We start from the raw sequence: 24,309 nt of genomic DNA, 5'->3' as shown, positions 1-24,309 counted from the left end.
GCATCCGCCGCTCGGCGGGTGCGGGGCACCGGTGCTTCCGCGCTCGGCCCTCCGGTTCAGGCCAGTGCGGCCACGAGCTCCTCCGGGGCCTTGCGGCGGCCGGTGTAGAACGGCACCTCCAGGCGGGTGTGCCGGCGCGCTTCGGCGGCGCGCAGGTGCCGCATGAGGTCGACGATGCGGTGCAGCTCCTCCGCCTCGAAGGCGAGCATCCACTCGTAGTCGCTCAGCGCGAACGTCGAGACGGTGTTGGCGCGCACGTCCGGGTAGGGCGCCGCCATCCGGCCGTGCTCGGCGAGCATCGCGCGGCGCTCGTCGTCGGGCAGCAGGTACCACTCGTAGGAGCGCACGAACGGGTAGACGCAGATGTTGTCGAGGGGCTCCTCGCCGGCGAGGAAGGCCGGCACGTGGCCGCGGTTGAACTCGGCCGGGCGGTGCAGGCCCATGACCGACCAGACCGGCGAGCAGGCCCGGCCCAGCGCGGTGCGGCGGAACGACGCGTAGGTCTCCTGCAGCTGGTCGGGGCTGTCCGCGATCCACCAGAACATCAGGTCGGCGTCGGCGCGGAAGCCCTGCAGGTCGTAACCGCCGCGGGTGGTCACCCCGGCCTTCTCGGCGCCGGCGAGGAAGTCGGCCAGTTCGGCGCCTGCTGCCGCGCGGTCCAGCTCCGCGGTGTCCTCGGCCTTGAAGACCGACCACATGGTGTAGCGGATGAGCTGGTTCAGCTCTTCGGTGCCGGCGGTCTCAGCGGTCGTTCCGGTGCTCACGGGTGGCTCCTTGTTCTCGCGCCGCGGCGCTGCGGCGCCCGGTCGGTGCTGTCGGTCGGTGGAAGGTCGGTACGGCTCCGGCGGGCGCCGGAGCCGGGGGCGCGTCCGAGCGCCCGCGGTCAGGGCTGCCCGGGCGGGTGCACGGCCGCGGCGATCCGCTCGGCCGCACGGGTCGCCCCGGCGATGCACGCGGGGATGCCCACGCCGTCGTAGGCGGCGCCGCACAGCTCCAGCGCGGGCAGGCCGGCCAGCGCGGACCGGACACCGCCGATGCGCGCCTCGTGGCCGACGTCGTACTGCGGCAGCCCTTCGGCCCAGCGTGTGACGCGGGTGTCCAGCGGTGTGCCGGGGGTGCGGCCGAGGACCGCGCCGAGGTCGGCGCGGGCGGTCTCCGCCAGCTCTGCGTCGCCGGCGCGCAGCGCGGCCTCCTCGCCGGCGCGGCCGATGGAGCAGCGCACCACGGTGAGGTCCTCGCCGGGGTGGGCCGCGGCCAGGGCGTCGGCGAGCCAGGGCCACTTGGTGCTGCTGAAGGTGGCGGCCTTCACGGTGAGCCCTTCGCGGGGCGACACCAGGAATCCGCTGCCGTCCGGGCGGCCGGGCAGGTCGCCGGAGCGGAAGGCGAAGGCGGCGATGGCCATACCGGCGTAGCCGATACCGCCGAGAAGGCCTGCCGCGTCCGGAGCGGCGGCCCGGAGCAGGGCGGCTGCGGCGGGTGCGGGGGCGGCCAGGACGACGGCGTCGACGTCGGCGCGGCCGTCGGCGGTGTGCACCCGCCAGCCGCCGCCGTGCGGCTCCAGCGCGGTGACCGGCGTCGCGGTGTGCACGGTGCCGCCGTGCTCGGCGACGGCTCCGGCCAGAGCCGCGGGCAGTCCGGCGAGGCCGCCGGTGAGCGTGGCAAACGGCGGGCCGGGCGCACCGCCGCGCTCGGCCGCCGGGGCGCGCTGGGCGCGGACGAGGGCGTGCACGCCGCGCATCAGCGAGCGGCGGGCGCGGGCGGCGGGCGCCACCTGGGGCAGTGCGGCGTCGAGCGAGAGGCGCTCGGTGCGGCCGGCGTAGACGCCGCCGAGCATGGGCTCGACGAGGCGGTCGACGACCTCGGCGCCCATCCGCGCGCCGACGTAGTCGGCGACCGCGACATCGCCCCGCGCCGGGGTGCGGGGCAGGACCAGGTCGGCGGCGGCACGCAGGGCGCCGGCCGGGGACAGGACGCCGCTGCGGGCGAGCGCGACCGGGTCGCCGGGGACGCCCATCACGTGGCCGGCGGGGAACGGGCGGAGCCGGCCGCGGCTGTAGATGCGGGCGGGGCCGGGCGCTGGGCGGGCGATGCGGTCGGACAGGCCGAGCTCGCGCACGAGTTCGAGGGCTTCGGGCCGGCGGGTCAGCACCGACTCGGCGCCGGCGTCCACGGGAACGCCGGCCACCGGCGAGGCGGAGATCTTGCCGCCGGTCTGCGGCGCGGCTTCATAGACGGCGGGGCGCAGTCCGGCGCGCGCGAGCCGGTAGGCCGCCGTCAGGCCGGCCACGCCGCCGCCGACGACGGCGACCCGGTGCCGGCTGCGTCCCGCGGAGGCGCCGGCGGCGGTGCCGCCGGCATCAGCATCTGCGCTCATGCCTGCAAGCTTTCCAGACGTTCGGCACCCCCCGCAGCCGCCCCCGGTGTGGCGTCGGCGTCGTTGCTCCGGTGCCGCGGCGCTGCGGGCTGCCCGTGCGCGGCGCGGCAGGTCGGGATGGTGCGCACTGGCGCCCGATCCGGTGCCGGCCGCCGGCCGCCGCAGGCGCAGGGCGGCGGCCGCGCGGGAACCGCCGTGGCCGATTTCACGTCGCAGCAGCATGGACGTTGAGACGCGGCAGAGCAGAGCCCGGACAGCGCGGCCGCACCGCGCCCGGATGCGGCGCACGGCACGGTCGGCGGCCGTCCCTGCGGCGCTGCTCGCGGTGGTGCTGACCGGCTGCGGTGCGCAGCAGGCGGACACGTCGGCACCCGCGGATGCGCCCGCCGGGCAGAGCAGCGACCGGGGTGCGGAGGGCGGCGCCGCGGCGGCCCCCGAGGACGGCGGCGCGGAACCGGGCGCGGCGGACGGCAGCGTCGAGGCGGGTGAGCGGCTGCAGGTGCGCACCGCGCAGCTGCAGGTGGAGACCGACGGCGTTGCGGAGGCCGCGGAGCGGGCCACGGAGATCGCCGACTCCTACGGCGGCCATATCGAGCAGGAGAACGTCTCCGGCGGTTCCAGTCCGCACGCGGACCTGGTGCTGCGGGTGCCGGAGGACTCCTACGCGGAGGCGCTGGACGAGTTCGCCGGGCTGGGCGAGCGGACCGGGCTGCAGAGCTCGGTGGAGGACGTGACCGAGGACGTGGCCGACGTCGATGCCCGGACCGCATCGGCGGAGGACTCGCTGGAGCGCCTGCGCGGCCTGCTGGACGAGGCCGAGAGCGTCGAGGACGTGCTCGCCGTGGAGGCGGAGATCGCCACCCGCCAGGAGAACCTGGAGTCGCTGCAGGCGCGGCAGGACGCGCTGGCGGAGAGCGTGGCGCTGGGCACCGTGGAGCTGACGCTGTCCGAACCGGGTACGGCGCCCGCGGACGACGGCCCGCCCGGATTCCTCGCCGCCCTCGCCGCCGGCTGGTCGGCGCTGGTCGCCACCGGCCGCCTGATCGCGGCGGTCGCCGGCTGGCTGCTGCCGTTCGCCGCTGCCGCTGCCCTCCTCGCCGCCCCGGCGGCCGCCTGGCGCGCCCGGCGCGGCCTGCGGCCGGTCCTCCCCCTCCCCCGCCGCCGTGCACGGCGCCCTGCCCCCGCGGAGCCGCCTCAGGACCGGGGAGAGGCGGCCGCCGCCGATTCCGGCAGCCCCATCGGCCCGGACGGACCGGACGGACCGGACGGACCGGACGATCACCGGACCGGGTGACCCGCCGCTACCCGGGGAACGGCCGCCGCGCTGCCGATGCGGCGCGGCGCCCGGCCGAACCCTGCCGCGCCCCTTCGCTGAAGTCCCGGCCGCTCCCCGGCCGACCGCGTGCGCAGGGGCCAGCGGACGCCGCACCGCCGCCGAGCGGGGACGCAGTCAGCCCCTCGGCGGCAGATCCCCGGACATCCCGCTCCGGCCCCTGGCCCGCCGGGGCGCCGGAGCGGCACGGCGGGCCCCGGTCCCACCCGCCGCCGTCCGGCGGACCTCCGGCGGCCGTGCGCCGGCGCGTGCCGAGCGCGGAGCGGACGCCGCACGCCGACGGTCCGGCGGTTCCGTCTACCGCGCCGGACCGGACGTGCGCACCGGGCCGGGCCGGCACCGCGGCCGGGTGGGCCGCCAGCGGGTGAGGGGGCCGCACGGTGGTACCGCCGGGTGCAGTTCGGCCGCGGGCAGCCGCCGTGTGCCCGATGCGCAATCGGACGCGGCAGGGACGGGGCGGGCACGGTTCGCGCGGGCCCGGCCGCGGCGGAGCGCCGGTGGCGCTGCCGGCGGGGCGGCGGAGGGGCGGCCTCCGCTGAGCGCTGCGGCGCTGCAGTGCGGTGCGCGCGGGCTGCGCCGGCGGCGGGCGCTGCGGCCCGCCGGACAGAAGCAGCGCGGCCCCTCCGGTGCCGGGGCACCGGAGGGGGTGCGGCGCTGCGGGGCGGTTCGCTCAGTCCTCGGTCTCGGCGTGGACGAACTCGGTGAGGCGGGTGAGCACCTCGGGGTCGGTGTCCGGCAGGACGCCGTGGCCGAGGTTGAAGATGTGGCCTTCGGCGGCCTTGCCGCGGGTGAGCACGTCGCGGGTGCGCTCCTCGATGACCTCCCACGGCGCGAAGAGCGCGGCCGGGTCGAGGTTGCCCTGCAGGGCGGTGGCGGGCTGGACGCGCTGGGCCGCCTTGTCCAGCGGCACCCGCCAGTCCACCCCGACCACGTCGGCGCCGGCCTCGCTGAGCAGGCTCAGCAGTTCGCCGGTGCCCACGCCGAAGTGGATCCGCGGGACGTCGTGCTCGGCGAGGCGCTCGAAGATGCGCGCGCTGTGCGGCAGCACCGACGCCCGGTAGTCCTCGGCGCTGAGCGCGCCGGCCCAGGAGTCGAAGAGCTGCACGGCCGAGGCGCCGGCCGCGATCTGCACCTCGAGGAAGGCCAGGGTGATGTCGGCGATCCGGCCCATCAGGTCGTCCCACAGCGCGGGCTCGCCGTACATCAGCGCCTTGGTGCGCTCGTGGTTCTTCGAGGGGCCGCCCTCGATGAGGTAGGAGGCGAGGGTGAACGGCGCGCCGGCGAAGCCGATCAGCGGCGTCTCGCCGAGCTCGCCGACCAGCTGGCCGACGGCCTCGCTGACGAAGGCGACGTCGTCCGGCTCCAGCGGGCGCAGCCGCTTGGCGCCGGCGGCGTCGCGGATCGGGTCGGCGACGACCGGGCCGGTGCCGGGCAGGATGTCCAGGTCCACCCCGATCGCCTTCAGCGGCACCACGATGTCGCTGAAGTAGATGGCGGCGTCGACCCCGTGCCGGCGCACCGGCTGCAGGGTGATCTCAGTGATCAGGTCCGGGCGGGCGCAGGCTTCGAGCATCGGCACGCCGGCCCGCGCTTCGCGGTATTCGGGCAGGGAGCGGCCGGCCTGGCGCATGAACCACACCGGTGTGCGGGACACCGGGAGGCGCCGGCAGGCGCGGAGGAAGGGAGAGTTGTGCAGCGTCACGGTCCGATCGTGCCACGAACGCGGCGGGGCCGGAGACGGCCCCGGGGATTGGCGGGCGTCCGAGTGCGGCCGCGCGCCGGAGCGCGGTGGCCGCTCCGGCCCGAAGCCCCGCGCTGCAGCCGGATCGGGCCCGTGGTAACGGCGCGGGGATGCACCGGGTCCCAAGATCATCACGAAACACCGACACGCCGGTGAAACGCCGGAGTGCGACGCGTGACTCGTGCCACGGTTGCAGCTGATCGGCCCCGTCACGCGCTGCGGCTGCCGCCGCCAGCGGCCGCGCCCGGCAGGCCGGCGGCGAACCGGGCCCGGACCCCCTCGGCTCCCGGCCTCCCAACGACCATGGTTAAGGCAGACGTGTCCAACAAGCCTCCTGTCAACAGGGACAGGGTCGGGGTCGACGACGCGCCCCCCGCGTTCCGGCGCGCGGTCGAGCGGCTGAATGCGGCCGCGATCCGCCCGGAGATCACCGTCGAGGCGATGCCGGCGCCGCGCCGACTGGCGCCGCACGCGGTGGCGCTGTCGGCGCGGGTGACCGGCCCCGGCGCCGCGGAGGACGATCCGGTGGCGCTCGGCCGGCTCATCGTGCTCTACGACCCCGACGGCACGCGCGGCTGGCCCGGGCCGTTCCGGGTGGTCGCCTACGTGAGCTCCGAGGTGGAGTCGGAGATCGCGGCCGACCCGCTGCTCGGGCAGGTGGCGTGGAGCTGGCTGACCGACGCCCTGGAGTCGTGCGGCGCGGACCACTCCGCGCTGAGCGGCACGGTGACACGGGCGACGACCGAGGGGTTCGCGGCGAAGTCCGAGGAGCCGGTCAGCACCGAACTGGAGCTGCGCGCCTCCTGGACCCCCGGCGACGAGGACCTCGCCGGCCACATGGCGGCCTGGTGCGCCCTGCTGTCCGCCGCTTCCGGACTCCCGCCCGCCGACGTCGCCGACCTCTCGGCGCGCCGCGCGACCGACCCCGAATAGACCGGCGCACCGGCCGGCGGCCGAACAGCTGGGCTCCGGCCGCCCGAAGCACCGGAGCGCCCGCTGCAGGCCGCTTCCGGACTCCCGCCCGCCGAGGCCGCCGACCTGCCCGCACGCAGCGCCGCAGAGGCCGGGGAGGGCGCACGCGGCACCCGGGGAGGGCGGAGCGTCCCGCGGAGCGCATACCGTAGAGCTGTGGCGAACGTGCTTGATTCAACGACACCGGCCCCCGATCCCGACGACTCCCAGGGCGCGGACGGCGCCGAGGCGCCCCTGCTGCGCACGCCACGCGAGGGGCTCCCGCCCGTCACCGACGACGGCGCCGCGCTCGCCTCCGCCGTCGCCGCGTTCGGCGCCGGCTCGGGACCGGTTGCGGTCGATGCCGAGCGGGCCTCGGGCTACCGCTACGGCCAGCGCGCCTATCTGGTGCAGCTGCGCCGGGACGGCGCCGGGTCGGCGCTGATCGATCCGATCGCCTGCCCCGACCTGTCCGGCCTCAGCGACGCGCTGTCCGGCGCCGAGGCGGTACTGCACGCCGCCCACCAGGACCTGCCCTGCCTGACCGAGGTCGGCTTCCGGCCGGGCGCGCTGTTCGACACCGAGCTGGCCGGCCGGCTGCTCGGCTACCCCAAGGTCGGCCTAGGCTCGATGGTGGAGAACGTCCTGGGGCTGCGGCTGGCCAAGGAGCACTCCGCGGTGGACTGGTCCACCCGCCCGCTGCCCGAGGAGTGGCTCACCTACGCCGCGCTGGACGTGGAGGTCCTCGTCGACCTGCGCAACGCGCTGGAGGCCGAGCTCGCGGAGTCCGGCAAGCTCGACTGGGCCCGGGAGGAGTTCGCCGCCTCGCTGAACGCGCCCCCGAAGGAGCCGCGCCCGGACCCGTGGCGCCGTACGTCAGGCATCCACCGGGTCCGCAACCAGCGCGCACTGGGCGTGGTCCGCGAGCTGTGGCAGGAGCGGGACCGGATCGCCCAGGAGCGGGACACCGCGCCGGGCCGGGTACTGCCGGACGCCGCGATCGTGGAGGCCGCCGCCGCGATGCCGCGCACGCCGCAGGAGCTCGCGTCGATCCGCGCGTTCGGCGTGCGGCTGGCGCGGCGCTACGTGCCGCAGTGGATCAAGGCGGTCAACCGGGTGCGCGACATGGCGCCGTCGGAGCTGCCGAAACCGAGTGCGCCCGGCGACGGGCCGCCGCCCACCAACCGGTGGTCCGACCGGGACCCGGCCGCCGCCCGCCGGCTGGAGGCGGCGCGCGCCGCGGTCTCGGAGATCGCCGAGCGGGTCACCATGCCCACCGAGAACGTGCTGCAGCCGGATGCGGTGCGGCGGCTCTCCTGGACGCCGCCGGAGCAGACCGGCGCCGATGCGGTCGGCGAGCGGCTGCGCGAGCACGGCGCGCGGGAGTGGCAGATCGGCCTGACCGCCGAGCCGCTCTCCGCGGCGCTGCGCCGCGCCGCGGCCTGATGCGGGCGCGGTAGGCGCGCCTCCGGAGCGCTGCCGGAGGGCGGCCGCGCCCGCGCCCGGAGCGTTCGGCCCAGCCCCGCCCGCCGCCGCTGGGCCCCGCCCTGCCACACTGCGCTGCTGGGCCCTCACTGCGCGATCCGCTGCGCCGCGGAGCGGCGGGTTCCCGGGCGGTCTGCGCGCTGCGGAGCGCCGCGCAACGGTTTCCGCCCAGGTGTCTACAAACCAGACACAGAGCGCTTTAAACATGATCTAACTGTAAAAATGCGATAAGTGGCGCGACTCACAAGCGAGAACCCCCCGGGGATGGTTCCACTGCCACCCCGGAGCGGATTAAGTTATGGAATCGTGCTGTTGTCGATGCGGACTGGCAAGCCCAACCGGCGGACCCCCCACAAGGAAGCGTCCCCCGCTGGGCGTTCCAGCGTGCTCCGTGAAGGGGAGGTGGACCTGGTGTCCATGTGGCGCAACCTGGTGCGCAAGGGCACTGGCCGCAGCGGTGCGCCGGCGTCCGCACCCGCCCCGGCACCCCGCCCGTCCACCGCATCCGATGCCGCCATCGCCGCCGGGCACACCCCGGCGCAGCGCGCCGCGTCGCTGGAGCGCACCCTCGACGACCGGCTGACCCGGCACGGTTCGGAGGACCCGCGCACCATCGCCGCGCGCAACAACCTGGCGAGCAAGTACGCCCAGATCGGCCGGCGCGAAGCCGCGATGGCCCAGTTCGAGCAGGCGCTCGACGTGGCGGTGCGGGTATTCGGCGCCGAGGACTCCCAGACCGACGTGATCCGGGAGAACCTCGCCTGGTGCTACGGCGACTCCGGGCGCGCGGCCGATGCCGCCGTCCAGTGGGAGGCGCTGCTGCGCAGCCGCACCGAGCAGCTGGGACCGGTCGCGCACGACACCGTGGAGGCGCGCAGCCGACTGGCCTCGGCTCTGCGCCGGTCCGGCGAGTACGACGCGTCGATCGCGCACTACGAGCGGGCCATCGAGGACGCCGCCGACCCGCTGTCCCGGGAGTCCCTGCGCACCGGCCTGAGCCTGGCGCTCAACGCCGCGGGCCGGCACGGCGAGGCGATCCGCCAGCTCAAGCTGGTCCTCGCCCAGCGCACCCGCCGGCTCGGCGCGCGGCACTACGAGACGCTGGTCGTGCACCACCGGCTCGGCCGCGCCTACACCCAGGCCGGCGAGCACGGCGATGCGATCTCGACGCTGCGCGACGCCTACCGGAACGGGCTGGCCGCGGTGGGCGACCCGGAGATCCGGATGCTCACCTTCAAGCTCCGCCGCGACCTCGCCGGCGCCTACAGCGCGGCCGGACGGCACCGCGAGGCCGCGTCACTCTTCTGAGCGCCCTGCTGCAGCCCGCCGGCCGCCACCGCGCAGCGCGCGGTGGCGGCCCTGTGCCGCGGGCGGTGCGGCGCCGTGCGCCCCTTTCCGCCGGCCGCCCGGCAGCCCCTGCCGTTCCGGGCGCACACGGCGCGCGCCCGGAACGGGAACACCGCGGACGACACGGTGGTTACTCATGAGTAGCATTGGGGCGAGAAGCCGTTCATCCGTGTGAGAAGGAGGGGCAATCGTGCCGCGAACCGCCCGCGACGTGGTGTTCGTCGACGGTGCCCGCACCCCGTTCGGCAAGGCCGGCAAGGGGATGTACGCCGAGACGCGCGCCGACGACCTTGTGGTCCGGGTAATCCGGGAGCTGCTGCGCCGCAACCCCGGGCTGCCGCCGGAGCGCGTCGACGAGGTCGCCATCGCCGCGACCACCCAGATCGGCGACCAGGGCCTGACCATCGGGCGCAGCGCCGCCCTCCTGGCCGGGCTGCCGCGCAGCGTGCCCGGCTACGCCATCGACCGCATGTGCGCGGGCGGGCTGACCGCCGTCACCACCTCCGGCGCCGGGATCTCCTTCGGCGCCTACGACGTGGTCATCGCCGGCGGCGTCGAGCACATGGGGCGCCACCCCATGGGCGAGGGCGTCGACCCCAACCCGCGCTTCCTGTCCGAGAAGCTCGTGGACCCCACCGCGCTGGTCATGGGCAACACGGCGGAGAACCTGCACGACCGGTTCCCCTCCATCACCAAGGAGCGCTCCGACGCCTACGCGGTGCGCAGCCAGGAGAAGGTCGCCAAGGCCTACGCCGACGGCAAGATCCAGCAGGACCTGGTCGAGGTGCTGGTCCGCTCGGCCGAGGAGGGCTTCGGCCTGGCCACGGCGGACGAGCCGCCGCGTCCCGGCACGACGCTGGAGGGCCTCGCCGGCCTGAAGACGCCGTTCCGGCCGCACGGCAACGTCACCCCGGGCAACGCCGCCGGCCTGAACGACGGCGCGACCGGCGCGATCCTGGCCGCCGAGGACACCGCCGCCGAGCTCGGCCTGCCCGCGCCGATGCGCCTGGTCGACTTCTCCTTCGCGGGCGTCGAGCCCGAGGTGATGGGTGTCGGTCCGGTCCCGGCGACCGAGAAGCTCTTCGCCCGCCAGGGCATCTCCATCGACGACATCGGCCTCATCGAGATCAACGAGGCGTTCGCGGTGCAGGTGCTGGCCTTCCTGGAGCACTTCGGCATCGCCGACGACGACGCCCGCGTCAACCCGTGGGGCGGCGCGATCGCGCTGGGCCACCCGCTGGCGTCCTCCGGCGTGCGGCTGATGATGCAGCTGGCGCGCCAGTTCGCCGAGCGCCCCGACGTCCGCTACGGCGTCACCACGATGTGCGTGGGCATGGGCATGGGCGGGACCGTGCTGTGGGAGAACACGAACTGGGAAGGGAACGCCAAGTGAGCAACGCCATCGACGGGCTCGAAGAGGCACGCGCACTGTTCACCGGCGAGGTCGTCACCAAGGCCCTCGCCCGCGACGTGGAGCTCCCCTACGGCGCCGGCACCGCGGTGCTGATCACGCTGGACAACGGGCACGACCACACCAAGCCGAACACGTTCGGACCCGGCGGCCTGACCGCGCTCGGCGAGGCGCTGGACGCGGCCGCCGCGCGCACCGACATCGTCGCGGTCGCGGTCACCGGCAAGCCGTTCATCTTCGCGGTCGGCGCCGACCTGACCGGTGTGCCGCTGCTGCAGAACCGCGAGCAGGCGCACGCCATCGGCCAGCTCGGCCACGCGGTGTTCCGCAAGCTCGGCGAGATGAGCGTGCCGACGTTCGCCTTCATCAACGGTGCGGCCATGGGCGGCGGCGTGGAGGTCGGGCTGCACGCGCAGTACCGCACCATCTCCTCGGGCGTGCCGGCGCTGTCGCTGCCGGAGGCCTTCCTCGGCCTGGTGCCCGGCTGGGGCGGCACCTACCTGCTGCCGAACCTGATCGGCGCCGAGAAGGCCCTCAAGGTCATCATCGACAACCCGCTCGCGCAGAACAAGCAGCTCAACGGCCCCAAGGCGTTCGAGCTGGGCATCGCGGACGCGATGTTCGAGCCGGCCGACTTCGTCGAGGAGTCGCTGCGCTGGGCGGCGAAGGTCGTCAAGGGCGACATCGCCGTGGAGCGCCCCGAGGTCGACCGGGGCGAGGCGTGGGACCAGGCCGTCAACATGGCCCGGTTCACCCTGGAGGGCAAGCTGCACGGCGCCGCGCCGGCGCCGGTGCGCGCGGTGGAGCTGGTGGCCGAGGCCAAGGACCGCACCCGCGACGAGGGCTTCGCCGCCGAGGACGACGCGCTGGCCGACCTGATCATGAGCGACCAGCTCAAGGCCGGGCTGTACGCCTTCGACCTGGTGCAGAAGCGGGCCAAGCGGCCGGCCGGCGCGCCGGACAAGTCGCTGGCCCGCAAGGTCACCAAGGTCGGCGTCGTCGGGGCCGGCCTGATGGCCGGCCAGCTGGCGCTGCTGTTCGCCCGCCGGCTGGACGTGCCGGTCGTGCTGACCGACCTCGACCAGGACCGGCTGGACAAGGGCGTCGCCTACGTGCACGGCGAGGTCGACAAGCTGCTCGCCAAGGGCCGCGTCAACCCGGACAAGGCCAACCGGCTCAAGGGCCTGGTCACCGGCTCGCTGACCAAGGAGGCCTTCGCCGACGCCGACTTCGTCATCGAGGCCGTCTTCGAGCGGATGGACGTCAAGCAGCAGGTGTTCGCCGAGGTCGAGGCGGTCGTCTCGCCCGAGGCGATCCTGGCGACCAACACCTCCTCGCTGTCGGTCACCGAGATGGCGAGCAAGCTCCGGCACCCCGAGCGGGTCGTGGGCTTCCACTTCTTCAACCCGGTCGCGGTGCTGCCGCTGCTGGAGCTGGTGCGCGGCGAGCAGACCGACGACCCGGCGCTGGCGACCGCGTTCGCGGTCGCCAAGAAGCTGAAGAAGACCGCGGTGCTGTGCAAGGACACTCCGGCGTTCGTCGTCAACCGGCTGCTCACCCTGTTCATGGGCGAGGTGCTGGGCGCGGTCGAGGAGGGCACCGACGTCGAGGCCGCGGACCGCGCGGTGGCGCCGATGGGGCTGCCCATGTCGCCGCTGCTGCTGCTCCAGCTGGTCGGGCCGGCCGTGGGCCTGCACGTCGCCGAGACGCTGGCCGGCGCGTTCCCGGACCGGTTCAGCGTCTCCGCGCAGCAGCGCACGGTCGTCGAGGAGGGCATCACGGACTTCTACGGCGCCGACTTCCAGCTCGACCCCAGGGTCAAGGAGATCTTCTCGGCCGAGGGCGAGGGCCCCGGCGAGCAGGAGGTCCTGGACCGCGCGCTGGCGGCGCTGGCCAAGGAGATCAAGCTGATGCTGGACGACGGCGTGGTGGCCGAGGCCGCCGACATCGACCTGTGCCTCATCAGCGGCGCGGGCTGGCCGTTCCACCTGGGCGGCATCACGCCGTACCTGGACTACTCCGGCGTCGCGGAGAAGGTCAACGGCGCCAAGTTCCACCCCGAGGGCCTCACGGCGGTCTGATCCGCCCGGCGCTCCAGCACCGCTGAGGCAGACCCGGAGGGCTCCGCCCGTCCGCGCCCCGGATGGGCGGGGCCCTTCGCCGTTACCGCCGGTCCGCGGGACCGGCGGCCGGGGGCCGCCGGCGCTCGCGTCGCTGCCGCGCTCGCGGTCCGCCCTTCTCCGCGCGGCGCCTCCCCGAGCGCCGCCAAGCGCACGCAGAGCCCCTGGTGCACCCGCCCGGGGGCTCTGCGCGTCCGCGGGGTTCCGCCTACCCCAGCGGAGCGCTCTGCGCGCTGCGCTCGGTAGCGGGCGCCTGCTGCGGCCCTGGCGCGTCCCCGCCCTCGGTGATGCCGATGCGGTCGTGCAGGCGGCGCAGCGGGCCGGGCAGCCACCAGTTGGCGTCGCCGAGCAGCCGCATGGTGGCCGGCACCAGCAGCGCCCGGACCAGGGTCGCGTCGACGACCACCGCCACGGTGAGGCCCACGCCGATGATCTTCAGGACGAGCAGCGCCGAGGAGCCCATCGCGGCGAGCACCACGACCAGCAGCAGCGCCGCGCTGGTGATGATGCGGCCGGTGCGCTGCAGGCCGATCGCGACCGATGCCCGGTTGTCGCCGGTCGCCAGGTACTCCTCGCGGACCCGGCTGAGCAGGAACAGCTCGTAGTCCATCGCCAGGCCGAAGGCGACGACGAGGATCAGCACGAGGTAGGTCGGGTCCATCGAGCCGACGGCGTCGAAGCCCAGCACCGGGGCGAGGTGGCCGTCCTGGAGTCCCCACACGACCACGCCGAGGGACGCGCCCAGGGACAGGAACCCCATGAGGACCGCCTTGACCGGCAGCACGAGCGAGCCGAAGGCGAGGAAGAGCAGCACCGCGGTGACCGCGACGACGAAGCCGAGGGTGGCCGGGATCGCCTCGGTGATCGCGTCGACGTTGTCGATCTGCTGTGCAGCGACTCCGCCGACCAGCACCTCGTCGGCGCCCTGCGGGCCGGGGTCGGCGCGGATGGCCTCGATGAGGCGCTCGGACTCCGGGGCGTCGGCGGCGCCGCGGTAGGCGACGGTGACGTGCGCGGCGCCGTCTCCGGTGCGCGCGGTCTCGGCCTGCACCACGCCGTCCATTCCGGCGAGGCGCTCGGTGTAGTCGTCGAGGGCGCTGTCGCCGACAGTGCCGGCGACGGCGATGTCGGCGGTGCTGACGGCGCCGGCCGGGAAGTCGTCGGCGAGCGACTCCATTGCGGTGCGGCTGTCCGCGCCCGCCGGCAGGTAGCGCTGGTCGGTACTGCCGACGTCCAGGGAGAGCAGCGCGGAGGCGAACACGCCGAGCACCCCGCCGACGGCGAGCACGTACAGCACCGGGCGCCGCATCACGCTGTGCGCCAGGCGCTCCCAGGCCCCGCTGTGCCGCACCCGCTGCACGGCCCGCCCGGCACCGCCGGCCGCCGCCGCGGTGAGGCTGAGGGCGCGCCTCCGGTGCACCCGGGAGAAGACGCGCAGCGCGTCGATGCGGCGGCCCACGACGGCCAGCAGCGCCGGCAGCGCGACGAGCGCGGCGATGAGGTCGAACAGGACGACGGCGATACCGCCCAGCCCGATCGAGCGCAGGATCGGCTGCGGGAAGAAGAGCAGCCCGGCGAAGGCGATCATCACGGTCACACCGGAGAAGGCCACCGTGCGCCCGGCGGTGGCGAGGGTGCGCGGAAGCGCCTCGGCGACGGTGCGCCCGGCAGCGAGCTCCTCGCGGAACCTGCTGACGATGAACAGGCCGTAGTCGATGGCCAGGCCGAGGCCGAGCAGGGTCGCGACGTTCACCGCGAACACCGACACCTCGGTCATCCCGGTCAGGCCGCGGAGCACCGCCAGCGATCCGACGACCGCCAGCCCGCCGACCGCCAGCGGCATGAGCGCCGCCACCACGCCACCGAAGATCACCACCAGCAGCACCAGCAGCAGCGGCATCGAGATGAGCTCGGCACGGACCACGTCGCCCTCGGCCCGCTCGGAGATCTCGGCCTCGACGGCGAGCGGGCCGCCGAGCGACCGCTCCAGCGGTCCGGCGCTGATCTCGTCGGCGATAGCGGTGAAGTTCTCCAGCCGCTCGGCCTTGGTGTCCCCTTCGATCACCATGGGCACGTAGGTGGCGTGTTCGTCGGTGGAGAGCAGCATGCCGCGCTCGGTGCGCGAGAGTCCGTCGTCGAGGTAGGTCGTCGCCGAGGCGACCTCGTCGGGCAGGCCGTCGCGCATCTGCTTGATCTGGTGCGCGAACGTCGGGTTGTCGTACTTCAGCTCGGGGCTGCGGAACACGGCGATGACGTCGGTGCCGTCGTGGCCGAGCTCCTCCTCGATGACTGCTGCGGCGCGGGCCGACTCCGAGCCGGGGTCTTCGAAGCCGCCGTCGCTCACCGCGCCGAACACACCGCTCCCCCACACGGCGGCCGCAGCGGCCAGCACGGCGGTCAGCGCCAGGACCGCGATCCGGGCCCGGTAGGTGAACCGGCCGAGTGCTGCGAACATGCGGCTCCTCCTGGGTGCGGCTTCGGGCGCTCGCGGCGCCGATGCGGCTGGGGGTGCGGCACTGCGGTGCGCCGGACCCGGCGCGGCCTGCAAGCCCGCGGCGCACGCTGTTACCGTGGAAGAACACGTTCGCAAACAGGGTTCGCGATCGTGAACAGCGTGAGCTAACAGTGTTCGCAGGTGGACGCTAGACACGGCGACGTCTACTGTCAAGAACGACAAACGGGACACCAGGTCGCAGAGCACGCGGCGCGGGCGGGAGATGCTCCGGGCCGCCCGAGGCAGGAGCGGGCGGCCGCGCCCGGTCGAGGAGGGGCGGATGCAGACGTCGGAGCCGGGCCGGACGCGGCCCCACCTGGGCGGGGCCGCGGCGGACGGCGGCCCAGCCGCCGGCGCCTCCGAGGGCGCGCCGAGCCGACGCGCGCGTGTGCGCGAGGCCACTCTCGCGGAGATCCGGCAGACCGCGCGCCGGCAGCTCGTGCAGAGCGGGCCGGACGGCATCAGCCTGCGGGCGATCGCGCGCGACATGGGCATGACCGCGCCGGGGCTGTACCGCTACCACTCCTCACTCAGCGACCTGCTCGCCGCGCTGCGCGCCGAGCTGTTCACCGAGCTCGCCGACGCGGTGCGCGGCGCGAGCGCCGCCCTGCCCGCCGGCGACACCGACGGGCGGGTCTTGACGGCGCTGCGCGCGTTCCGCCGCTGGGCGCTGGACCATCCGGCGGAGTTCGGACTGCTGTTCGGCGCGCCGGGCACCGAACCGCCCGATCCGGACCCGCGCGTCCTCGCGGCCGCGCAGGGCTTCGCCGCCACCTTCTTCGCCCTGTTCGACCAGGTGCTGGCGGAGGAGCGCTTCACCCTCCCCGCCGACGCGACGGTGCCGGACTCGCTGCGCGCCCAGCTGGACGAGTTCGCCGGCAACATCGCCTTCACCTCGGCGGCCACCCCCTATGCGGCGCAGCGGCTGCTGATGTCGCTGTGGGTGCGGCTCTACGGCCTGGTCTGCATGGAGGTCTTCCAGCACATGCGCATCATCATGGGCGACATGGAGCCGCTCTTCGAGGCCGAGCTCGCCGACATGCTCACCCTCGCCGGCCTCGAGTACCGCCCGCCCGGGAATGCCTGACCCCCTTCCGGCCCGGTGCCGCCCGCGCCCCGGCAGCGCGGCGGAGGCGCCGCCCCGGCCCTGTGACCGGGGCGGAGGCCGGTGGCGGGCACGCTTCCCCTTCCCGCGCAAATCGTCATATGGTGGATGATCTCTCCCCCGCCCGACGGTCCGCGGGCGGGACGGCGATCAGGCGGGGGCGGCAAGGTGGACACGTTCAGCAGCTCCGATGCGGCGCGCCCGGGGCCGCCGCCGGCGCCGCCGTCCGGCCCTCCCCCGGCCGCGCACGCGCCACAGGGCCCGCACCCCCAGCCGCCGCCTCCGGTGCCGCCAGCGGCCCCCTACGGCCCGCCGCAGCCCCCTCCGCACGGCCCCGCCCGCTACGGCCCCCCGCCTTACGGAGCCGCCCCCTTCGGCCTCGCGCCCTACCGTCCGCCCGGACCGTCGGCGCCCCCGCAGAGGAAGGCGGCGTCCCGCGCCCTGGTCTGGACCGCCGCGGGAACCGCTGCGGCGGTCTCGCTGACCGCCGCCCTGGCCGCCGGAGCGCTCGTCGCCGCGCAGGTCGGCGCGGCCACCGATCCGGCCCGCCAGGCCGTCGACCCGTCGACCGGCTACAACCCCGAGCTCACCGTGCCGCCCGAGGCGGTCGCCGTGGACGTGGCCGACCACCCCGCCTACGGCCTGGACGCTCCCGCACCGGTGGACTGCCCGCTGCCCGACCTCCAGCCGTCCTCGGACACCTCGTGGAAGTCGTTCAGCGCCGAGCTGGGCGACTGCCTGAACGACCTGTGGCGGCCGCGGCTCGAGGAGGTCGGCGTCCGCGGCGCCGACCCGTCGTTCCACACCACCGACACCGACCCGGACGGCCTCTCCAGCGACGAGGGGATGACCCTCGCCTACTACTCCGGTTCCGACCACAGCATCACCGTGGTGCTGCCGAACGTCACGGAGCTGTCCGGGGAGTTCCCGGCGCGCGACCAGGAGGGGGTGTGGGCGGCCCTCATCGCGCACGAGTACGGCCACCACGTCCAGCAGGTCACCGGGGTCCTCGGCGAGTCCTACGCGATGGAGGCGGAGGCGGCCACTGAGGGCGAGGAGCTGGAGGCGCTGCGCCGGACCGAGCTGCAGGCCGAATGCATGGCCGGCCTCGCCCTTCCCCGCCTGGGCACCTTCAGCGGCGCCTCGGTCGACCGGGTCAACGACCTGCTCAACGGCGGCGACGACCTCGCCACGCACGGCAGCGCCGACAACCGCCAGGAATGGTACGACCGCGGCGCCGCGGCCGACACCCTCGACGACTGCAACACCTACGCGGCTTCGCCCCCCTCCGTCCGCTGACTCCGGCCCAGGCCCCCGCCAGCACGGCAGGGGCGGCTTCGCCGGCGGTCCTCCGGCTCTGTCCCGCCGCCCCGGGCGGCCCGCTGCACCACCAGGGCTGCTGCTGTTCGCGGGACAGGGGCGGCTCAGGCCGAAGGCTCCCAGCCCTCTGCAGCCGGGGTACCGGTGTTCAGTGCGTCGGACAAGCGTAAAAGCGGCAGCGACGGCGAGGGGGCCAGGCCCCGGGGTCGGCGACCGAGCGCGGCCTGGTCACCGGGCTGATCCGCTGAGCTGGTCGCGGGGCACGAGGGGCAGATGTGACTGGTGTGAATAGTGGGACTGCAGGTCGGCGGCTGGCGGGGCGGGTGGTTCGCGAACCCCGGGTACCACCCCATCGGCGCCGCGACTGCCACCTCTTCGGCGGCGAATCCGCGGGGAATCGAGAGGCGTGAAGTTTCCGCGGCACATTCACCGGGCTATTTCCACTCTGCGTGGCGACATATAGGGCGAAACCGAGCACTGGCCACCGGCGGGGCGCGGGTGCCCGGTTTGGGGCCCGCACGCAGGAGCGCGGCGCGTTCCTTTTCGCCGGGAGGCGGGATCGCTCCCGCCTCACATCGCCCAAAGCAGCCAATTCGACGCCGCGGCTTGCGCCTTTTCGCCGATCGGGCCGCGGCAAAGGCGGGTGCGCGGGAATCAGACACCGCAACAGCAGGTGACCCCCATGTTGGCGCGCAGGTCAGTGTGGCGCGACATGGGGCTCTGTGTGCAGGGTCCGCAGGGGAGGACGTCTTCTGCTAGGGCGGGGCGTGCAGGGCCCCGCCGCAGTGCCCGTTCTCCCGGCATTTCCTTCGCTACCCGGCCCGCCCGCCCGCGTCCGCCCCAGGCCCTCCCCTGCCGCGCCGTCGCTGCCGCTTTCCCGCTGGTCCGCCGCACTCAACACCGGGGAGCCGGCTGCAGGGCTGCGGGATGCTGCGGTCCCCGCCGCCTGGGCCCGCGAACAGCAGAAACCCCGGTCGTCCGCCGGTCTCGGAGTGGCGGGACGGACTGGAAAGGCTGCCGGCGAAGCCGCCCTTGTCCCGGTGCTTTATGCCCCAGCCCGACTCACAGCAGAAATCCTGTCCACACACCGCCCCCGAAGCGGCGGAACAGAGCAGGAAGCCCGCCGGCGACCGGCCCCGGGACCGGCAGCACCACCGGTCGCAGAGCGGAGAGGGAACACCGCCGCCGAAGCCGCCCGTGCCCCTCCTGCCGGGCCCGCCCGGCGGACTGCCGCGGGAGCGCCCCGGCAGGCCCTACGGCGAGCGCCGGCTAGGCAACGCCGCCGTTGTGCTCCGTGCGCGGGGGGAGGCCGGCCGCGCGGCGGTTCTCTGGCCAGCCGAGGAGCTTCACCCGCTCGCCGCGGCCCAGGTCCTCGGCGAGGCCTGCCTCGGCGGCGTCGATGGCGAGCCAGGCGGCGTAGTCGGCGGGCTCGACACCGCGCTCGGCCAGCAGGGCATCGGGGTCGGCGGCCGGCGCACGGCGGCGCAGCGCGTCCGCGTCGTCGAGCAGGGCGCGGACGGTGGCCGCGGCGTCCGACTTGTTGGTGCCGATGACGCCGCTGGCACCCCGTTTGGCCCAGCCGGCCGCGTAGACGCCGGGCAGGGGCGCGCCGTCCGCGTCCACGACGCGCCCCTCCTGCTGGGGCAGCACGGCGCCGTCGTCGTCGAAGGGCAGCCCCGGCATCGGCACGCCGCGGTAGCCGACCGAGCGGAAGACCAGCCCGGCCGGGACCTCCTCGGTCTCGCCGGTGCCGGTGAGGCGCCCGTCCGCGCCGAGGGCGGTGTGTTCGGTGCGCACGGCGCGGACCCGTCCGGTGCCTTCCAGTGCGACCGGGCGCCGCCAGAACCGGAAGCGGATCTCGCGCGGGCGACCGGCGCGCGGGCGCTGCGCCCACTCGGCGAGGTAGCGCAGGTTGGTGCGGGCCGCCCGGGCGGCGCCGACCAGGTCGGGGCCGTTGGGGTCGATGTCGACGTCGGCGGGGTCGACCAGGACATCGGCGTTGTCGAGCGCGCCGATGTCGCGCAGCTCCGGTGCGGTGAACCGGGCCTGCAGCGGGCCGCGTCGGGCCAGCAGGTGGATGCGGCGGATCCGGCTGGCGGCGAGCACGTCCAGGATCGGCTGGGGCACGTCGGTGCGGCGCAGCTCGTCGGCGCTCTTGGCGAGGATGCGGGCCACGTCGAGGGCGACGTTGCCGGCGCCGACCACGGCGGCGTCCTCGGCGTCGAGCAGGAACCGCTCGACACGGGTGTCGGGGTGGCCGCAGTACCAGGCGACGAAGTCGGTGGCGGCGACGCTGCCGGGCAGGTCCTCTCCCGGTACGCCGAGCCGCCGGTCGGCTGCCGCGCCGGTGGCGACGACGACGGCGTGGTAGGCCCTGAGGAGGTCGTCCAGACTGACGTCGCGGCCGTACTCGACGCCCCCGAGGAAGCGGACGCCGGGCCGCTCCAGTGCTTCCCGCAGGGCCCGCGCGACACCCTTGATGCGGGTGTGGTCGGGGGCGACGCCGTACCGCACGAGGCCGTAGGGGGTGAGCAGGCGGTCGAGCACGTCGACGCGGACGGGCGCGCGCTCCTGCCGGGTCAGGGCGTCGGCGGTGTAGACGCCGGCCGGGCCCGATCCGACGACGGCCACCCGCAGCGGCTCAGCAGCACTCATGGCCGCCATTGTGGCCGATCGCGCCGCCCCGCGCCCGGGCCCTGGCCCGGCGTCTGGGATCGGACTCCGCACCGCCGCCCGGAACATCCCCTGCCGCCCGGATAGCGGGCCCGCGCCAGGAGCGCGGTGGGCAGCGAACTCGGCCGCACCGCACCGGCCGCCTGCGGGCGCTGCGCGGACCGGTCGGGGATCTGCCGCAGGAGCTGCGGTGGCCGGGGCGGTTCAGCGGCTCAGCGGGGCTGGCCGGTGCAGCTGTCGTGCGGCCGACAGGTCCGGCCCTCCCGCCCGGGGCGCGGACGGCGCGCCGGATACCGCGGACCGGGGGTCTCGGTGGCCGGGCCCCCGGACGGGTGGCCGCAGCAGGCCGCGGCGCGGCCCCGGGAAACCGGGGCCGCGCCGCGTGCGGAGCGCTGTGTCCCGCGCTGGCGGGGTCGGGCGCGCTTCAGGGCTGCGCGGGCTCGCCGTCCTCGGAGCGCTCGGTGTGCCGGGCGACGGTGCCGATGAGTTCGGCGGCGAGCAGGCGCGGGGTGAGGCCGAGCCGCTCCAGGATGGCGTCGCGCGAGGCGTGGTCGAGGAACTCCTGCTCGATGCCGAAGGTCCGCACCGGCAGGTCGAGGCCGGCGTCGCGGAGCGTGCGGGCTACCGTGTCACCGACGCCGCCCACCCGGCCGCTGTCCTCGACAACGGCGACGACCTTGTGCCGCGCGGCCTCGGGCGCCAGCGCCGGGTCGAGCGGCTTCACCCAGCGCGGGTCCACCACGGTGACGCCGATGCCCTGGTCGGCGAGGCGGTCGGCGACCTCGGTGCAGGTCTGGGCCATCGCACCGACGGCGACCAGCAGCAGGTCGCGGTCCTGGCCCTCGGCCGGGCTGCGCAGCACGTCCATGCTGCCGAGGGTGTCCACGGCCGGGATCTCGTCCGGCGCGACCCCCTTCGGGTAGCGCAGCACGGTCGGCGCGTCGTCGACGGCGACCGCCTCGCGCAGTTCGGCGCGGAGCCGGGCTGCGTCGCGCGGCACGGCGATCCGCAGGCCCGGCACCACCTGCAGGATGGACAGGTCCCACATGCCGTTGTGGCTGGCGCCGTCGGTGCCGGTCACGCCGGCCCGGTCCAGGCAGAACGTGACGCCCTGGCGGTGCAGTGCGGCATCCATCAGGACCTGGTCGAAGCAGCGGTTCAGGAAGGTGGCGTAGACCGCGACGACCGGGTGCAGGCCGCCCATCGCCAGGCCGGTGGCCGACGTGGCGGCGTGCTGCTCGGCGATGCCGACGTCGAAGGTGCGCTCGGGGTGGGCCTCGGCGAACGGCGCGAGCCCGGTGGGGTGCAGCATGGCGGCGGTGATGGCGACGATGTCGTCCCGCTCGGCGCCGAGCGCGACCATCTCCTCGCTGAACACCGAGGTCCACTTGGCCCCGGACGCCTTGCCTGAGGACCGGGCTTTGCCGGTCTCGGGGTCGAACGCGCCGGGCGCGTGGAACTGGTCCTCGTCGTGGTTCTCGGCGGGCGCGTAGCCCTTCCCCTTCTGGGTGAGGCAGTGCACGATCACCGGGCCGCCGTAGTCGCGGGCCCGGCGCAGCGCCTTCTCCACGGCGGCGGCGTCGTGGCCGTCGATCGGGCCGAGGTACTTGATGCCGAGGTCCTCGAACATGACCTGGGGCTGGATGGCGTCCTTGATGCCCTTCTTCAGCCCGTGCAGGGCGTCGTAGAGCGGCTGCCCGACGACGGGCGCGCGGTTGATCGCCGACTTGGCGACCTCCAGGGCCTGCTCGTAGCCCTGGCTCATCCGCAGCGACGCGAGGTGGTCGGCGACGCCGCCCATGGTGGGCGAGTAGGAGCGGCCGTTGTCGTTGACGACGATCACCAGCCGGGCGTCCTTGCGCTCGGCGATGTTGTTCAGCGCCTCCCAGGCCATGCCGCCGGTGAGCGCGCCGTCGCCGATGACGGCGGCGACGCAGCTGTCGACGCGGCCGCGCACCGTGTTGGCCTTGGCGAGGCCGTCGGCGTAGGAGAGCACGGTGGAGGCGTGCGAGTTCTCGATGAAGTCGTGCTCGGACTCGGCGCGCGACGGGTAGCCGGACAGGCCGCCCTCGCTGCGCAGACCGGAGAAGTCCTGGCGGCCGGTGAGCATCTTGTGCACGTAGGACTGGTGGCCCGTGTCGAACAGGACCGGGTCGCGCGGAGAGTCGAAGACGCGGTGCAGCGCGATGGTGAGCTCGACGACGCCCAGGTTGGGGCCGAGGTGCCCGCCGGTCCGTGCGACCTCGGAGACCAGGAAGCTCCGGATCTCCGCGGCCAGCGCCGGGATCCGGTCCGCCGCGAGCCTCTTGAGGTCGTCCGGGTTGCGAACGGTGTCGAGCAGCGTCACGTCTCGTCAATCCCCTCGTCTGCGTGTCGTCCCCCGCGCGCCTGCTGCGGGCGGGCGCGCGCGGTGCCCCAGAGTCTATGGTCGGACCGAACCCGCCGTTACCCGAACCTACCCGCCGTAGGGGTTCACGGCGTCCCCGCGGCCGCGCCGCCGCTGCGGGTGCGCAGCTCGGCGAAGGCGCCGGCGAGCGCGTCGGGCGTCCACCGCGCGTTGAGCCCGCTGGGGTTGGGCAGCAGCCAGACCGGGGCGCCGCCGATGCGCTCGGGCTGCGGGCCGACGGCGGCGCCGCGCACGCCGAACGCGGTGCGGTAGGCGCCGACGCCGAGGATGGCGAGCACGCCCGGCCGGTAGCGGGCGACCCGTCCGGCCAGGTCGCCGGCTCCCTCGCGGAGCTCGTCGGGGGTGAGTTCGCCGGCCCGGCCGGTGGCCCGGGCAGCGATGTTGGTGATCCCCAGGCCGAAGCCGGGCAGCTCCCCCTCCTCGTCCGGGGCGAGCTGGCGCGGCGTGAATCCGGAGCGGTGCAGCGCGGGCCAGAAGCGGTTGCCGGGGCGGGCGAAGTGGTGTCCGGACCAGGCCGAGTAGAGGCCGGGGTTGATGCCGCAGAACAGCACGGCGGGGGCGGCCCCCACGACGTCGGGCACGGTCCGGCCGCGGGCGGCCGCCAGCTCGTCCGAGCTGGGGCGGGGGCGGCGCGGGGAAGGGCTCATCGGGCCCGATGCTACCCCTCCGCTGCGTGCCGGCCGGGGGCGGTTGCGCATCTCACAGGGCCGGCCGCGCGGCTCAGAGGAGGGCGCGGGCGATGAGCACCGCTCCGGAGCAGGCGACGACCGCGAGCAGGGCCGTACGGAGCAGGCCGGCGTCGACGCGGCGCTGGAGCGGCTTGCCGAGGAGGAACCCGAGCACCACGCCCGGAAGCAGCGCGACGCCGGCCAGGGTCTGGCGCTGGTCCATCTGGCCGGAGGCGATGAGCGCGGTGAGCGACACCGCGATGCCGAACAGGAAGAACGCGCCGAGGGTGCCGCGCACCCGGGGGCCGGCCTCGTTCTGGTAGAGCAGCGCGACCGGCGGGCCGCCGATGGAGGTGGCGGTCCCCATCACCCCTGACAGCGCTCCGGCGGCGACCAGCGGTCCGGGCGTGGGCTGCACGCGCACCCGCGACAGCGACAGGGCGACCGCGACCAGCACCATCGCGCCGACGGCCGCGCCGAGCATCTCCGGCTCCAGGACCGCCACCACCCAGGCGCCCAGCAGCGATCCGGGCACCCGCGCGGGCAGCCCCCAGGCCAGGCCGCGCCAGTCGACATGGCGCCACTCGGAGGCGAGCGTGAACATCGGCAGCACGCCGGTGGCGATGAGCAGCGTGCCGGGCATCAGCGTGGGGTCGATGAAGGAGATGACCGGGGCGGCGACCAGCCCGAGGCCCAGTCCGACACTGCTCTGCACGGCGGCGCCGGCCACCACGGCCAATCCGGCGACCAGCAGGAACACGAAGGGCGACATGGGCGACGACGCTATATGCCGCGCTCTCCGGTCGGGAATCAGAGGTAGGGCGCCGACCGGCGCGGGAGGCCCGCGCCGCCGGGGGGAGGGCTCCGGCGGCGCGGGCCG

General features: G+C 75.3%; 16 protein-coding genes. 8 read left to right on the top strand and 8 right to left on the bottom strand.

What is annotated here, in order from left to right:
- Positions 1-56: 56 nt before the first annotated feature.
- Both hemQ and hemG read right to left on the bottom strand, forming a co-directional pair.
- Positions 57-764: a hydrogen peroxide-dependent heme synthase gene (gene hemQ / locus ACYVGT_RS19655; RefSeq protein ID WP_460860512.1), complete on the bottom strand. Its 708-nt coding sequence runs from the start codon at positions 762-764 to the stop codon at positions 57-59.
- A 119-nt stretch (positions 765-883) separates the two neighbouring features.
- Positions 884-2,374 carry a protoporphyrinogen oxidase gene (hemG, locus tag ACYVGT_RS19650; protein WP_460860511.1) on the bottom strand — a complete coding sequence of 497 codons (1,491 nt, stop codon included), beginning with the start codon at positions 2,372-2,374 and terminating at the stop codon, positions 884-886.
- A 277-nt stretch (positions 2,375-2,651) separates the two neighbouring features.
- On the opposite strand from hemG, the gene ACYVGT_RS19645 reads away from it, so the two are divergent.
- Positions 2,652-3,668: a DUF4349 domain-containing protein gene (locus ACYVGT_RS19645; RefSeq protein ID WP_460860509.1), complete on the top strand. Its 1,017-nt coding sequence runs from the start codon at positions 2,652-2,654 to the stop codon at positions 3,666-3,668.
- A 709-nt stretch (positions 3,669-4,377) separates the two neighbouring features.
- On the opposite strand, the gene hemE is transcribed toward ACYVGT_RS19645, so the two are convergent.
- Positions 4,378-5,403 (bottom strand): uroporphyrinogen decarboxylase, encoded by a 1,026-nt coding sequence (gene hemE / locus ACYVGT_RS19640; protein WP_460860571.1) that lies wholly within the window; start codon positions 5,401-5,403, stop codon positions 4,378-4,380.
- 348 nt (positions 5,404-5,751) lie between these two features.
- Here hemE and ACYVGT_RS19635 point away from each other — a divergent pair, with 348 nt between their 5' ends.
- From ACYVGT_RS19635 to ACYVGT_RS19615, 5 genes are all read left to right on the top strand, one after another.
- On the top strand, positions 5,752-6,381 hold the full coding sequence (locus ACYVGT_RS19635; RefSeq protein ID WP_460860507.1) for a DUF3000 domain-containing protein: 630 nt from the start codon (positions 5,752-5,754) through the stop codon (positions 6,379-6,381).
- A 195-nt stretch (positions 6,382-6,576) separates the two neighbouring features.
- Complete coding sequence (locus tag ACYVGT_RS19630; protein WP_460860505.1) at positions 6,577-7,845, top strand: HRDC domain-containing protein; 1,269 nt, start codon at positions 6,577-6,579, stop codon at positions 7,843-7,845.
- 456 nt (positions 7,846-8,301) lie between these two features.
- Positions 8,302-9,192, top strand: coding sequence for a tetratricopeptide repeat protein (locus ACYVGT_RS19625; RefSeq protein ID WP_460860567.1), 891 nt, complete (start codon positions 8,302-8,304; stop codon positions 9,190-9,192).
- A gap of 229 nt (positions 9,193-9,421) precedes the next feature.
- Complete coding sequence (locus ACYVGT_RS19620) at positions 9,422-10,624, top strand: thiolase family protein (RefSeq protein WP_460860501.1); 1,203 nt, start codon at positions 9,422-9,424, stop codon at positions 10,622-10,624.
- Positions 10,621-12,723, top strand: coding sequence for a 3-hydroxyacyl-CoA dehydrogenase NAD-binding domain-containing protein (locus ACYVGT_RS19615; protein WP_460860497.1), 2,103 nt, complete (start codon positions 10,621-10,623; stop codon positions 12,721-12,723). Before ACYVGT_RS19620 ends, ACYVGT_RS19615 begins: the two co-directional genes overlap by 4 nt.
- Positions 12,724-12,970: 247 nt before the next feature.
- Here the strand turns inward: ACYVGT_RS19615 and ACYVGT_RS19610 are convergent, their stop codons facing one another.
- Complete coding sequence (locus ACYVGT_RS19610; RefSeq protein WP_460860495.1) at positions 12,971-15,217, bottom strand: MMPL family transporter; 2,247 nt, start codon at positions 15,215-15,217, stop codon at positions 12,971-12,973.
- Positions 15,218-15,536: 319 nt separating this feature from the next.
- Here ACYVGT_RS19610 and ACYVGT_RS19605 point away from each other — a divergent pair, with 319 nt between their 5' ends.
- Entirely contained in the window at positions 15,537-16,343 is an 807-nt protein-coding gene (locus tag ACYVGT_RS19605) for a TetR/AcrR family transcriptional regulator (protein ID WP_460860493.1), read from the top strand.
- A gap of 303 nt (positions 16,344-16,646) precedes the next feature.
- Positions 16,647-17,660 carry a neutral zinc metallopeptidase gene (locus ACYVGT_RS19600; RefSeq protein WP_460860490.1) on the top strand — a complete coding sequence of 338 codons (1,014 nt, stop codon included), beginning with the start codon at positions 16,647-16,649 and terminating at the stop codon, positions 17,658-17,660.
- 1,290 nt (positions 17,661-18,950) lie between these two features.
- On the opposite strand, the gene ACYVGT_RS19595 is transcribed toward ACYVGT_RS19600, so the two are convergent.
- The 4 genes from ACYVGT_RS19595 to ACYVGT_RS19580 all read right to left on the bottom strand — a co-directional run bounded on the left by ACYVGT_RS19595 (position 18,951) and on the right by ACYVGT_RS19580 (position 24,201).
- Positions 18,951-20,336, bottom strand: coding sequence for an FAD-dependent oxidoreductase (locus ACYVGT_RS19595; RefSeq protein WP_460860488.1), 1,386 nt, complete (start codon positions 20,334-20,336; stop codon positions 18,951-18,953).
- 442 nt (positions 20,337-20,778) lie between these two features.
- Positions 20,779-22,701 (bottom strand): 1-deoxy-D-xylulose-5-phosphate synthase, encoded by a 1,923-nt coding sequence (gene dxs / locus ACYVGT_RS19590; RefSeq protein WP_460860485.1) that lies wholly within the window; start codon positions 22,699-22,701, stop codon positions 20,779-20,781.
- A 125-nt stretch (positions 22,702-22,826) separates the two neighbouring features.
- Positions 22,827-23,408, bottom strand: a complete 582-nt coding sequence (mug, locus tag ACYVGT_RS19585) for a G/U mismatch-specific DNA glycosylase (RefSeq protein ID WP_460860483.1) — start codon at positions 23,406-23,408, stop codon at positions 22,827-22,829.
- 73 nt (positions 23,409-23,481) lie between these two features.
- The gene (locus ACYVGT_RS19580) at positions 23,482-24,201 is read right to left on the bottom strand and encodes a sulfite exporter TauE/SafE family protein (RefSeq protein ID WP_460860481.1); all 720 of its coding nucleotides are present in this window, start codon (positions 24,199-24,201) and stop codon (positions 23,482-23,484) included.
- Positions 24,202-24,309 lie beyond the last annotated feature (108 nt).

This window comes from Nocardiopsis coralliicola, assembly GCF_054779695.1.
This window is presented reverse-complemented; position numbering and strand designations above follow the sequence as displayed.